Genomic DNA, 12,918 nt, shown 5'->3' on the forward strand with positions numbered 1-12,918 from the left:
AATTGTCTGCCCAACCCGCCTTTCCCCCTCTCCCCTATGGGAAGAGGGAATTAACCGTGCCAGGCTTTAATTTTCTGCTTAACCCGCCTTTCTCCCTCTCCCCTATGGGGAGAGGGCAGGGGTGAGGGGTTAAGGCTTAGTAGCCCATATTTTTCTTTTTCTCTAACTCTTCTTTTGCGGTATCAGGCAGATAAAGCGTGGATTTGGTGATGGTGACTTTCTCTGGCATGGTGCCGTCTTTCTTGAATTTTTCCAGCGCATCGAAAGCCGGACCAGCCATGTTTGGCGTCAGCTCAACGCTGGCGTTGGCCTCTTTGTCGATCATCGCTTTATAGATGTCTGGTACGCCGTCGATAGAGCCGGTAAGGATATCGGTGCCCGGTTTCAGACCCGCTTCTTTAATAGCCTGAATGGCGCCGATCACCATGTCATCGTTATGGGCGTAAACCATGCAGATGTTTTTGCCGTTGTTCTCGGCTTTGATAAAGCTTTCCATGACCTCTTTCCCTTTACTGCGGGTGAAGTCGCCGGACTGAGAACGGATAATCTTGATGTTTGACGCTTTGGAAATGGCATCGGCAAAGCCTTTCTTACGGTCGATGGCCACGCTGGCACCGACGGTGCCCTGCAGTTCCACTACGTTACATGGCTTGCCATCCACCTGCTTCACCAGCCATTCACCGATCAATTTGCCTTCCAGCACGTTGTCGGCAGTGACGGTGGTCATATAGAGAGATTTGTCTTTTACATCGATGGAACGATCAAGCAGGAACACCGGAATTTCGGCATCTTTGGCTTCTTTCAATACCGGCTCCCAGCCTGTTGCCACGACCGGCGCAATGAAGATGGCGTCAACGCCCTGGGCGATAAAAGAACGCACCGCTTTGATCTGGTTTTCCTGTTTTTGCTGACCGTCAGCGATTTTCAGCGTGATGCCGCGCTTTTCGGCCTCGCTTTTCGCGACGTTGGTTTCAGCTGCTCGCCAGCCTGATTCTGAGCCGACTTGAGCGAATCCTACGGTTAATGGGGCGGCCATTGCCATAGACGACATGGCTGCTGAAACTGCTGTGACAAGAAGTAAGCGCTTCCACATAAGAACGTCCTCGTAGGGTAGTTTATTGTTGGGTAAAAGGTGTTCTGCGAAATGACTATAGACAATACAAGATGTAACGGAGTGTGTTACATCACACTTCGAAGAAGTGAATAAAACGTTAATCACAAGTTTGTAATCGCTTTCATTGAGCCATTAAAGATGCGGCTAAGTTTATGGATTATCTTGTCATGAGAAAGGTCTAATACTGGCGCTCAGAAGCGGTGAAGGATGAAAACAGGCGAAGACATTCCGCGTCAGTTGGCTATAATACTCGCCACTTGATTACCAATCATTTTAAAGGACACAGACATGAGCTTACTCAACGTCCCAGCGGGTAAAGAACTGCCGGAAGACATCTACGTAGTTATCGAAATCCCGGCGAACGCTGATCCTATCAAATACGAAATCGACAAAGACACCGGTGCGCTGTTCGTTGACCGTTTCATGTCTACCGCGATGTTCTATCCGTGCAACTACGGTTACATCAACCACACCCTGTCTCTGGACGGTGACCCGGTAGACGTGCTGGTCCCAACCCCATACCCACTGCAGCCTGGTTCCGTAATCCGCTGCCGTCCGGTTGGTGTTCTGAAAATGACCGACGAAGCCGGTGAAGATGCGAAACTGGTTGCGGTACCGCACACCAAGCTGAGCAAAGAATACGATCACATCAAAGATGTGAACGACCTGCCAGAACTGCTGAAAGCGCAGATCGCCCACTTCTTCGAGCACTACAAAGATCTCGAGAAAGGCAAATGGGTGAAAGTGGAAGGTTGGGACAATGCAGAAGCGGCTAAAGCTGAAATCATTGCCTCCTTTGAGCGCGCTAAGAAGTAATTCTTAACGTGTAAAAAGCCCCGACTTGTCGGGGTTTTTTTATGCCCGTAAATTGTCACGAAACTGTCACACACCCCTTTTCTCTATGTGTATTAACGAGATAGCGCGTTTACCCTGTCTTAATCCCCTTCTGCGCCCTTAAAGTCTGTCTGCCCTCGGTCGATACCTCCGTTACGTGATCACGATCGCTTTATTCCACCAGGGAAATACCTGCTACAGATGAAAATCAACACCCTTACAATTGGCCAGCGGCTAGGATTGCTGGCCGCACTGCTGCTGCTTGCAACACTCTTCACCGGGTTGCGCGGCCTGGCGATTAACAACGACAGCCTGACGCAGCAACAACGCATTATGGCAATGGAACAGTCCATCACGGAAAGCATCGACACTGCACGTAGCGCCCAGGTGCAGTTTAAAATCCAGGTGCAAGAGTGGAAAAACACCCTGCTGCGCGGTGCCCAGGGGCAGGAGGCGTTCGATAAATACAAAAATGCTTTTAGCCGCGAGAGCCAGGCCACCCAGGCGCTGCTCACCCATTTGAGCGAGCTGCTGCCCAAAATCGGTATGGATAACCGCGAGGTGCTGGCAACCCGGCAGATCCACGCCGGGCTGGAGCAACAGTACCTGAAAGCGCTGAACGATTATCAGGTGGGGGATGTGACCAGCGCCCAGCGCGTGGATAAGCAGGTCACTGGCATTGACCGCGAACCGACCAGAATGATCGACGAGGTGGTGGCGAACACTCTCCAGCACGCAAAGATGCTTCACCAGCAGATCGCTGACCAGAACCAGGCCCGCTATCAGCAGACCCGCTGGATGCTGGCGCTGACGATGGCGTTAACGCTCGGCGCCGGAATGCTGGTGACCTGGTGGTTAATCCGCAGCATCACCCGGCCGCTGGCCCAGGCTGTGAGCATCGCCCGTACCGTGGCCGCCGGGGATTTGCAGTCCCGCTTTACGGTTGCTGGTCGCGATGAGACGGCCGAACTGATGCATGCCCTGCAAGAGATGAACATCAACCTGACCCGCATTGTGTCCGGGGTACGCAGTGGCACTGAGACCATCGCCACCGCCTCGGCACAGATTGCCAGTGGCAGCCATGAACTCTCTTCCCGTAACGAAGCCCAGGCCAGTGCCCTGGAGCAGACCGCCGCGTCGATGGAAGAGCTGACCTCGGTGGTCAAAAGCAACGCGGAACATTCACGAACCGCCAGCGATCTGGCTCGTAATGCCCGTCAGGTGGCGCGTCAGGGGGAGGAAGCCGTGGATCGTGCCATGCAGACCATGAGCGAGATCCATAATTTCTCCAGCGAGATCAACACCATCATCAGCATGATCGACAGTATCGCCTTCCAGACCAACATTCTCGCGCTGAACGCCGCGGTCGAAGCCGCCCGGGCGGGAACCGAAGGCCGTGGATTCGCGGTAGTCGCTGCTGAAGTGCGCGCGCTGGCCCAGCGTTCTGCCTCGGCCGCCAAAGAGATTCGCGTCCTTATCGATCGCTCAGTCAGCCGCATCGATGAGGGTAATGGTCAGGTCAAAGAAGCCGGGGTTGCCATGGCCGGTATTCTGCAAAGCGTCAGCAAGGTGAGTGAACTGATTGAGGCAATTTCGTTAGCCAGCCACGAGCAAAGCACGGGCATCGATCAGGTGAACGTGGCCGTCACCCATATGGATGCCGCCACGCAGCAAAACGCTACGCTTTCGCAGGAGTCGTCCGCGGCGGCACAGGCGATGCATCGCCAGGCTGAACAGCTACTGGAGACGGTGCAGATCTTTAAGCTGCGCCAGGAAGGGGCATAACAAAAAACAACGCCACCCGAGGGTGGCGTTGTTCATCTCAGTACTGGTCTCTGTCTAACCAGTTACCGCTTTCAATCAGCGTCAGGCCATCGACCGGACGTTGGTACACGTACATCCAGGCACTGCCGTAGGGCGTCTGGATCAACCGGCGAGCATATTCCCCGCCTTTAGTGCGCAAAGCATCAAGTTCAGCCAGCGTGGCATTATCAATACGATAAACCTCACCCTGTACTGCTCCGTTCCCCGGAACCGCGCCTGGATAGTGGCCCAGGCTGTACAACTGGTAGTTCTCGATACTGTAATCCCCCAGCAACTGGGCGTTGGTCATCCAGTGGCTGTTGCCCTGCTTGGTTCGTAAACTGCCGTAGACAAATATTCGCATTGCTAAAACTCAAACTGATAGAGCAAATCGAGTGCCTGATCTACGCCAGACACCGCTTCCAGATATAGCTTAGGCATCAGGCGATAGCGTAACGTGAGTGTCGCCAGCGAGTCAAAGATCCCCACGCCATATTTCACCTGCAGACCCGGCAGTACATAGCCACTGACCACCACCTGTGAAGAGTCACCGACCCCCTGGGTGTCCAGCGCCAGATTGCTTACGCCAAACGTCTCCCCGATTTTACCCACAACCTGACCACTTTGTGCAACCCCCAGACCGACTAACATTGAAGTCATCGCCGCACTGTCGCTCTGATTGCTGTCCAGACCTTGCCCGCGCAGCAGGTATGAGAGCGCTTCCTGCTGGGACATGGCCGGGTCGGAGAATATCTCCGCTTTCGGTTCATCAGCGGTGCCAGTGACTCGCACCCCCGCGATCACGTCATTCTCGGTGGCCTCTGGATTACGAATCGCCTCGATATTCAGCAGCGGCTGATCCGGTGGACCGGAGAAGAGCAGCTCGCCTTTGCGGACAAGCAGATCCTGCCCGTAAGCGTGGAAGCGCCCTTCCGGGATAGTGATCTGCCCGTTCAGGCCCAGCCCCTGTTTATCCTGCGCGACCTTCAGATCGCCGGTGAGCCTCGCCTTCAGGCCAAAGGCATCCAGCCGCACGTTGTTGCCCACATGCACGATCAGGTTGCTGTTGATCGGGATAGAGGCCCGCCTGGTCTCTTCCGGCTGCAGATTTTTGTCGAGCATCACCTCGTCGCTGGAGACGCCCACCGCGCTTTCTGGCAGGTCATGCACCACAATACGCGCCCACGGCACATCGACACGGCCATCAAGGGTGAACAGCTGTGGCGTGGCCTCAAAGACCACGTCCGGCGAGACGTCTAAACGCACCATTGGCGGCACCGTGATGCGCACCTTGCTGCCCTTAGCCGCCACCCGCGCGCGCCAGTTATCGATTTGGCTCCAGTCGGCATCGCCGCTGAGGTTGATCTGCCCCTGCTGGGTGCGTACGGTCCCGGTCAGCGTCGAGCTCATGCCGTTGAAGTTCATCGCCAGCTGGCTCGGCAGCATATCGAACGGCATAAAGTTGCCGTCGATATCGACCCCGTTCAGTTGCATCTGACCGAAGAGCTGCGGGCTTTGCGCGTTACCAGCCAGCCGCAGGTTAGCGTTCAGCATCCCTGCCGCTTTCTCGCCCCGTGAGAAAATGGCGTTGGCCATCGCCAGGTTGAGATTGCGGATATTGACGTTGCCGCCCAGGTTACGCTGCCCTTGCGGATCGGTTACCTGGATCTGGCCATCAAACTGGCCGTTGTTGGCGAGGCGGATCAGCCAGCCCAGCTCGGCGCGGTTGTTGTGCAGATCGGCGGTAAGATTGAGCGTGGTGAATGCCAGCGGCAGCGGCGCGTCGTTCACCACCTGCGTGACCTTCACGTTGCGCCCGGAGAGCGTGACGTTGCCCTGCGGCAGCCCCGGTTTGGTGGTATCCCAGGCCACATCCGCTTTACCGCTAAACACGCCGCTGGCCTGGGTGGCGTCCGGCATAAACGGCTTGAGCATCGCCAGGTCAAAGCGGTTGAGGTTCACTACCGCCCGCCCTTCGGCCCCGGCATCAATAGTCTGCGGCACGCACAGCTCAGCGTTCGGGTTGGTCCAGCAGTGTGGCCCGATGCTGACCTTCTGCTCCGCATTGCGGTAATCCAGCGCAATCGAGCGGGTTAACGACCACGGCCCCACCGGGGTGGCGAAGCGGGTGTTGTCGAGCGAGCCTTTCCAGCGCATCTCTTTGCGGTCAAAACTGCCCGCCAGATGCAGCTGACCCGAGACCGGATCGCCCTGGACACGCAGCTGGAGGTCGTGCTGTTTCTCGCTGCCTTTGGCCTCCAGGGTAACCTGATTGAGGTTAACCCCCGGCTGCGAAATACGATCCACGCGCAGGTTCATGTGTCCGGCGATCTGGTCGGTGGATTTTACATCGCCATCGACGCGCACGCGGGCAATGGTGAGTTCCTGCCAGCGCAGGCCGTTAGCGGTGATGTCAGCCAGAAGCTGCGGGGCCTCGACCGTGCCGCGCACTTTCACCAGCCCTTTCGCCGTTCCGCCAAGCCCCGGCAAGGCATTATCAAGATTCGGTGCATCGATGGTGGCATCCAGATCCAGATCTTTCACCCCCAGCTCGCCCTTGATGTCGGCGGTATTGCGGCCCAGCGCCACGTGCAGGCCGGGAATGATCCACTGCAGGTAGCTGTTGCCCTTCAGCGAGCCATGCACATCCACCTTGTTCTGCTTCACGTTGCCGGTAATTTTCAGCTCCGGCACATCCATCTGCCAGCTGCCGCCGTACAGACTGCCGCGGGTTTTAATCAGGCCGTCGAGCTTCGATGGCCAGTCCGGCACCTCTTTGGCAGTGTTGATCCCGGTGAGCTTCAACTCCCCGCGCCAGCTGATCGCCTGCTGCCAGTCGAGCAGCGCCGTCAGTTCGGTTTTGCCCTCCAGCGCCGCGACCGTCAGCTTATCGAGGTTGATCTGCTGTTCGTTGCCCTTCGCATCAAGGGTAATGCCCGCAGGCGGTAGCCCCTCCCCTTTCACCGCAGTGCGGAACGACAGGGTGTAGTCGGTCATTTTGCCGGTAAGCTTCAGCTTCACGTTATCGGCCTGATACTGCTTCTCGCCGGTGAAGGGCCAGTACAGCTGTTCACTGACCACTTCCAGGTTGAGCGGCAGGCCCGCCTCTGCAAGCCGGGTCTGGCCGCGCAGCACCAGATCCACCGGGCCGGAGAGGTTCACGCCAAACTCCAGTTGCTCACGCAGGGCACCGCCGACCTTCAGCTTCACCTTTTCGCCCTTGATGGGGTCGATGTTCAGGCTGCTGTTGAGAGTGATGTCCACCGGCCAGTTATCGCGCAGCTGCGCATTACCGGTGGCGTTGACGCTCCCCTGGTTGGTGTCGATATCCAGCGCGTCGAGCTTCATATTGCCGTCGATACTGCTCACCTTCAGCAGCATGTTGAAGACCGTCAGGTCCGTATCGCCGGTCAGGCGCAGTTGCTCGCCCTTAAACTCTTCGATGTTGAGGTTCAGCGGCAGATGAACGTCGGTCATCTCCGGCAGGACCGGTTTAGAGAAGAGATCTTTCAGCGTTTCGCCCAGCGGCTTCTCTTCCGGCTTCGGATTCTGAATTTTTGGCTCGACGATCTCCTCCTGCGCCACGTCCGCTACTTTCGGCAGGGCAATCAGCAGCCCCTGCAGGGCGGTCGGCGTCAGGGTCAGGTTTTTCTCCTGCCAGCGCAGGCCCGAGGTGAAGTCCATCACCGACACGGTGGTGTCATCGATTTTGACGTTGACGTTATTCAGCGCCACCCGGTTAAGCGAAATCGGGTATGGCGTGGAGAGATCCAGCGGCCCACTCTCCTCTTCAGCAGGGGGTGCCGCTTCCGGCATTTTTTTCGAATCGATCGTCACGAACACATCTTTTAACGACAGATCGTTAACGCACAGGCTGCTGTCACGCAGACAGCTGAGCTTCACCGCCAGGTGCAGATCGCCCGCGGTGACCGCCACGCCCGGCTGGTCATAGCGGACGTTTTTCAGATGCAGGTCGCGCCAGCCGCCGGTGACCTGGCCAATCTCCAGCCCCGGCACCCAACGGTTGGCCGCTTTAAACAGCAGATGCAGCCCGCTGGTGGTGCCCACCAGAAAGGCCACCGCAGACAGCAGCAGCAGAACAAACAGCACAACGCCGAGGCTGATTTTCTTCCATAAACTCATAATTCAGGCCCCAGACCGATGTAAAACTGTAAACCGTGTTCATCTTTATCACCCACCGGCACGGCGAAATCGAGCTTGATCGGCCCGACCGGTGACTCCCAGCGCACTCCAACGCCCGCGCCGGTTTTGAAGTCGCTGCGGCGGATATCGCTTACCGCTTCCCCGCTGTCGATAAAGGTCGCGCCCCACCATTTTCCGGTGACGTTGTATTGATACTCCAGCGAGCCGGTGGCCAGCTTCGAGGCCCCGATCAGCTTGCCGTCGTCATCTTTTGGCGCGATGGATTTGTATTTGTAGCCACGAATACTGCGATCGCCCCCGGCGAAGAAGCGAAGATCCGGCGGCACTTTTTCGAAATCGCCGGTCTCAATCCAGCCCAGATTGCCGCGCATCACAAAGCGGTGACGATCGTAGAGGGTGCGGATCCAGGCGTTCTGCGCCTGCACCACGACAAAATCGACATCTGAACCCCAGGCGGTATTGGAGTAATCCACTGAATAGCGCTGAGAATCGCCCCAGGTCGGCATCAGCCCGCCGCGGGAGCGGGTCCGGCTGATCATCACCCCCGGATAGAGCAGCATGGTGGTGTTGGTTACATTGGCCTGGGTAAAGTGGTCGAGGCTCCAGCGCAGGTTAATGGCGCGCTGCCAGCCGCTGGAGAGATCCCAGTAGCGTGACACCGCGAGGGTCGTGGAGTCGGCTTCGGTATCGTTCAGATCGGTGCGCTTAAAGCCGCCCTGCACCAGGTAATATTGCTCAAGCGGGTTTTTCAGCAGCGGCATTTTATAGCTGAAATCCAGCTGCTGTTCGGGAGCAGAGATGCTGGCGTTGGTGGTCAGGCTATGGCCGTAGGAGTTCATCCACGGCTTTTTCCACGTCGCTTTGACCCGCGGGCCGACGTCGGTGGAGTAACCGACCCCGGTCTCAATGGTGTTCTCGGTGCGTGGCGAGACCACGCCGTGCAGCGGCAGCACTTTGGTCTGCCGCGCTTTATCAAATTCTGGGGCTACCACTACTGAGTTAAACCAGCCGGTGGCAGAGAGGCGGCGGTTAAGCTCGGCCAGATCTTTCGACTGGTAATAGTCGCCCTCTTTGAAGGGGATCAGATTTTGCAGATATTCGTCGCGAATTTGCGACCCTTCAAAGGTGACGTCGCCAAAGCGGTAACGTTCGCCGCTGTCGTAGTCGATATCCCAGAATGCCAGGCGTCTGTCGAGGGCAATGCCCAGCTGGCTTTTATTGAACTGACTGTCGAAATAGCCTTTGCGCAGCGCTACTTTGGTCAGATCTTTTTTGAAGCCGTCGTAATCGCTGTGATTAAGCACGGTGCCGTTTTTCGGTCGCGTATTCAGCAGATCGAGGTAGTCGTGATCCGTGCGCGCGCCGCCGCGCAGCACCACGTCCGTGCCGCCGATCAGCACCGGCTCGCCCGGCTTGACGCGGGCAATCAATACCTGCCGCCCTTTGGCCGGAGGTGGACGCAGTTCGAAGTCGATAGTGGGTTCGTAGTAGCCGAGCGCTTTTAAACCGCCACGGATGGCGTCATCCACGCGGGCGCGGAAGCGGCGGTCTGGCGTCACTTCGTCGCTCTGGATCGTGGAGAGCTGTGCGCGTACGTTTTTTTCCAGTTTCCCGGATAACCCCTCAACCTGCAAACGAACATTCGCCGCGTCGGCGATTCCGCTTGTCAGCAAGAAACTGACTAAACATAACTGGCGGATTTTTGGCACGTTTTCTCCTGAATATCCTTGTTTCCACCCCTGGAAGCAGATGAATTGCCGCTCCGCGGCAGATCACGGCATAAAGCCCAAAACCCAATACACGGGTTGAAAAATGGTTAAACAACCTAATATTTCTTATGTTTAAATCTAGACTCATTCACGGCATTTATTGTGTTCAATTAAACGCGTCGTGACAACCTTAACCCAAACATCACCTACCCGGAGGTCACACCGTGAGTTTATTCGATAAAAAGCACCTTGTTGCTCAGGCGGATGCATTACCGGGACGGAACACCCCTATGCCAGTCGCCACCCTGCACGCCGTGAACGGTCACTCAATGACCAACGTCCCCGACGGCATGGCTATCGCCCTGTTCGCGATGGGCTGTTTCTGGGGCGTGGAGCGCCTGTTCTGGCAGCTGCCTGGCGTCTACAGCACCGCTGCGGGCTACACCGGCGGCTATACCCCTAACCCAACCTACCGCGAAGTCTGCTCCGGCCAGACCGGTCATGCCGAGGCGGTGCGGGTCGTGTATGACCCGAACGTGATCAGCTATGAACAGCTGCTGCAGGTGTTCTGGGAAAACCACGACCCGGCACAGGGTATGCGTCAGGGCAATGACCACGGCACCCAGTACCGCTCGGCGATCTATCCGCTCACCCCGGAACAGGACGCGGCGGCCCGCGACAGCCTGGCGCGCTTCCAGCAGGCGATGCTCGCGGCAAACGACGACCGTCAGGTCACCACGGAGATCGCCACCGCGCTGCCGTTCTACTACGCGGAAGACGATCACCAGCAGTACCTGCATAAAAATCCGTACGGCTACTGCGGTATCGGTGGCATCGGCGTATGCCTGCCGCCACAACTGGCCTGATTATCGGTTTAGCGCCACGCGAGCCGCGTGGCGCATGGCATTGCTCACCGAACCGTCCTTTATCTCTTTACCCTTTAACAGCAACTTCAAAACCGGTGCCTGCGGCCGGTTGAGCTGCGTCTGCAATAGTTGCACAGCGTTTATACCCCGATCCCGCGCGGTGCGGACCATCGCTCCCCTGGCCTTTTGCGGGTGCAGGAGGTGTCGCTTAACATCCCTCGAACACAAAACGCGGGTTATACGATGGCCTGACGATGGAAGCTGCGCCCTATCGTACGGGAGAGAGGTATCTGGTGCGAGAGCAGAGCAGGCAGTTCCCCCCCTGCTATGCCGGGTACCACCTTGCGTTACCCGGCATACATTTACCCTCAAAATATGTGTAAAACGTGACCTCTGGCAGATTTACACGCCTTTACGCTATACTAGCCGCGTAAATAACCGGCTCAACGCTACGAGCGGGTACTCAATGTCTCTTCACAGTATTATCTCTGAGGATCTGGCGAGAAGCCGGATAAACTATGTTAAACAGTATCTTAGTCATACTTTGTCTAATCGCTGTCAGTGCATTTTTCTCGATATCGGAAATCTCTCTGGCCGCATCCCGTAAAATCAAACTTAAGCTGCTCGCCGATGATGGCAACCTTAATGCCCAACGGGTCCTGAAAATGCAGGAAAATCCGGGGATGTTTTTCACCGTAGTGCAAATTGGCCTTAATGCCGTCGCCATCCTGGGCGGTATCGTCGGCGACGCCGCATTCTCCCCGGTGTTTCATAGCGTTTTCTCTAACTACTTCTCCCCTGAACTCTCCGAGCAACTGAGCTTTATCCTCTCCTTCTCGCTGGTGACCGGCCTGTTCATTCTGTTTGCCGACTTGACCCCGAAACGCATCGGTATGATTGCGCCCGAAGCCGTGGCTTTGCGCATCATCAACCCGATGCGCTTCTGCCTGTTCGTGTTCCGCCCGCTGGTGTGGTTCTTTAACGGCCTGGCAAACACCATCTTCCGCCTGTTCAAGCTGCCGATGGTACGTAAAGACGACATCACCTCTGATGATGTCTACGCGGTGTTCGAAGCCGGTGCGCTGGCAGGGGTGCTGCGTAAGCAGGAGCATGAGCTGATCGAGAACGTGTTTGAGCTGGAGTCGCGTACCGTGCCGTCGTCAATGACCGGCCGCGAGAACGTGATCTGGTTCGATCTGCACGAAGACGAGCAGAGCCTGAAGAACAAAGTGGCGGAACATCCGCACTCCAAGTTCCTGGTCTGTAATGAGGATATTGACCACATCATCGGCTATGTGGATTCCAAAGACTTGCTGAACCGTGTGCTGGCGAACCAGAGCCTGGCGCTGAACAGCGGCGTCCAGATCCGCAATACGCTGATTGTGCCGGACACCCTGACGCTCTCCGAAGCGCTGGAAAGCTTCAAAACCGCCGGGGAAGACTTCGCGGTAATCATGAATGAATACGCGCTGGTGGTGGGGATCATCACGCTCAATGACGTGATGACCACGCTGATGGGCGATCTGGTGGGCCAGGGTCTGGAAGAACAGATTGTGGCGCGCGATGAGAACTCATGGCTGGTGGACGGCGGTACGCCGATCGATGACGTGATGCGCGTGCTGGATATCGACGAGTTCCCGCAGTCCGGCAACTACGAGACCATTGGCGGCTTTATGATGTTTATGCTGCGTAAGATCCCGAAACGCACCGACTCGGTGAAATTCTCGGGATATAAGTTCGAAGTGGTGGATATCGACAACTACCGCATCGACCAGCTGCTGGTGACGCGCATCGACAACAAGCCGACCGTGCTGGTGCCGAAACTGCCGGACGCCGAAGAGAACGCGTCGGCCTAAGCCAGAAACATCAACGGCTCCCTCGGGAGCCGTTTTTTTTACTGCATAGCACGTTGGTTAAGCCATCTCAGTTTGCAGACGCATAACCTGACGGTTGACTTCGGACATCACAGAAAAGTGCTGTTTATCCTTCACTTTTGGGACAAGGATTTTGCCCTTATCGAACTCAAAAGCGCCAACATCCTTGATATACAACCGTCCACGGAACAGGATTTTTACGTATTTCGCCACCTGAAGCGGATTGTAGCGTTGGAAAATTTTCATTCTATTATCTCCTGCGAATCATACGCTCTTGCGGCACCACAATCGGGCCGACCCTCTGGAGCGCAAATTTATTGCCCAATGACTATAGTCCAGAAAAACGGTGATACCCAGTCTGCATAAGTTTATTTACCTTTTGATGACAAATAATCAGAATATTCTTTGCAATGGTAACTTTCGAGCAGTATAAGCCTTCGTTTTTGCGCAGATATGTGCGTTCCGCCTCACTCTGGCACCGGGATTGCGGGTAAAGCGCCGCAATCGCACTTATGATTAAACGTCAGACCAAGTGGTCGGATCACCTGCTAAAA

Annotated in this window: 9 protein-coding genes and 1 pseudogene; 4 read left to right on the forward strand and 6 right to left on the reverse strand. The window is 56.4% G+C overall.

What is annotated here, in order from left to right:
* Window positions 1–136: 136 nt before the first annotated feature.
* The gene (ytfQ, locus tag C3F35_RS09445; RefSeq protein ID WP_032616231.1) at window positions 137–1,093 is read right to left on the reverse strand and encodes a galactofuranose ABC transporter substrate-binding protein YtfQ; all 957 of its coding nucleotides are present in this window, start codon (window positions 1,091–1,093) and stop codon (window positions 137–139) included.
* Window positions 1,094–1,402: 309 nt separating this feature from the next.
* Here ytfQ and ppa point away from each other — a divergent pair, with 309 nt between their 5' ends.
* Both ppa and C3F35_RS09455 read left to right on the forward strand, forming a co-directional pair.
* Complete coding sequence (ppa, locus tag C3F35_RS09450; protein ID WP_032616230.1) at window positions 1,403–1,930, forward strand: inorganic diphosphatase; 528 nt, start codon at window positions 1,403–1,405, stop codon at window positions 1,928–1,930.
* A gap of 219 nt (window positions 1,931–2,149) precedes the next feature.
* A complete protein-coding gene (locus C3F35_RS09455; protein WP_103793131.1) occupies window positions 2,150–3,733 on the forward strand; it encodes a methyl-accepting chemotaxis protein in 1,584 nt (527 codons plus the stop codon).
* Window positions 3,734–3,770: 37 nt separating this feature from the next.
* Here the strand turns inward: C3F35_RS09455 and C3F35_RS09460 are convergent, their stop codons facing one another.
* From C3F35_RS09460 to tamA, 3 genes are read right to left on the reverse strand one after another with little or no spacing between them, the layout of a single operon-like run.
* Entirely contained in the window at window positions 3,771–4,115 is a 345-nt protein-coding gene (locus C3F35_RS09460; protein WP_032616228.1) for a gamma-glutamylcyclotransferase family protein, read from the reverse strand.
* A gap of 2 nt (window positions 4,116–4,117) precedes the next feature.
* Window positions 4,118–7,894 (reverse strand): autotransporter assembly complex protein TamB, encoded by a 3,777-nt coding sequence (gene tamB / locus C3F35_RS09465; RefSeq protein WP_103793130.1) that lies wholly within the window; start codon window positions 7,892–7,894, stop codon window positions 4,118–4,120.
* Window positions 7,891–9,624: an autotransporter assembly complex protein TamA gene (tamA, locus tag C3F35_RS09470; protein WP_032616226.1), complete on the reverse strand. Its 1,734-nt coding sequence runs from the start codon at window positions 9,622–9,624 to the stop codon at window positions 7,891–7,893. The genes tamB and tamA overlap by 4 nt, the downstream gene beginning before the upstream one ends.
* Window positions 9,625–9,848: 224 nt before the next feature.
* Between tamA and msrA the strand changes: the two genes are divergently transcribed.
* The gene (gene msrA, locus C3F35_RS09475) at window positions 9,849–10,490 is read left to right on the forward strand and encodes a peptide-methionine (S)-S-oxide reductase MsrA (protein WP_032616225.1); all 642 of its coding nucleotides are present in this window, start codon (window positions 9,849–9,851) and stop codon (window positions 10,488–10,490) included.
* On the opposite strand, the pseudogene C3F35_RS27055 reads toward msrA, so the two are convergent.
* Window positions 10,491–10,646, reverse strand: a pseudogene (locus C3F35_RS27055) (LacI family DNA-binding transcriptional regulator); the annotation flags it as partial.
* A gap of 362 nt (window positions 10,647–11,008) precedes the next feature.
* Here C3F35_RS27055 and C3F35_RS09485 point away from each other — a divergent pair.
* Window positions 11,009–12,346 carry a hemolysin family protein gene (locus C3F35_RS09485; protein WP_032616224.1) on the forward strand — a complete coding sequence of 446 codons (1,338 nt, stop codon included), beginning with the start codon at window positions 11,009–11,011 and terminating at the stop codon, window positions 12,344–12,346.
* Between the two features lie 57 nt (window positions 12,347–12,403).
* On the opposite strand, the gene C3F35_RS09490 is transcribed toward C3F35_RS09485, so the two are convergent.
* Window positions 12,404–12,610 (reverse strand): DUF1107 domain-containing protein, encoded by a 207-nt coding sequence (locus tag C3F35_RS09490; RefSeq protein WP_032616223.1) that lies wholly within the window; start codon window positions 12,608–12,610, stop codon window positions 12,404–12,406.
* Window positions 12,611–12,918: the final 308 nt, after the last annotated feature.

This window comes from Leclercia sp. LSNIH3, from assembly GCF_002935105.1.
In the GTDB taxonomy this organism is placed as follows: domain Bacteria; phylum Pseudomonadota; class Gammaproteobacteria; order Enterobacterales; family Enterobacteriaceae; genus Enterobacter; species Enterobacter adecarboxylatus.

What these genes read in the sequence shown, in the direction of transcription:
- ytfQ (WP_032616231.1), bottom strand. Translation starts at nt 1,093, where the DNA reads ATGTGGAAGCGCTTACTTCTTGTCACAGCAGTTTCAGCAGCCATGTCG.
- ppa (WP_032616230.1), top strand. Translation starts at nt 1,403, where the DNA reads ATGAGCTTACTCAACGTCCCAGCGGGTAAAGAACTGCCGGAAGACATC.
- C3F35_RS09455 (WP_103793131.1), top strand. Translation starts at nt 2,150, where the DNA reads ATGAAAATCAACACCCTTACAATTGGCCAGCGGCTAGGATTGCTGGCC.
- C3F35_RS09460 (WP_032616228.1), bottom strand. Translation starts at nt 4,115, where the DNA reads ATGCGAATATTTGTCTACGGCAGTTTACGAACCAAGCAGGGCAACAGC.
- tamB (WP_103793130.1), bottom strand. Translation starts at nt 7,894, where the DNA reads ATGAGTTTATGGAAGAAAATCAGCCTCGGCGTTGTGCTGTTTGTTCTG.
- C3F35_RS09485 (WP_032616224.1), top strand. Translation starts at nt 11,009, where the DNA reads ATGTTAAACAGTATCTTAGTCATACTTTGTCTAATCGCTGTCAGTGCA.
- C3F35_RS09490 (WP_032616223.1), bottom strand. Translation starts at nt 12,610, where the DNA reads ATGAAAATTTTCCAACGCTACAATCCGCTTCAGGTGGCGAAATACGTA.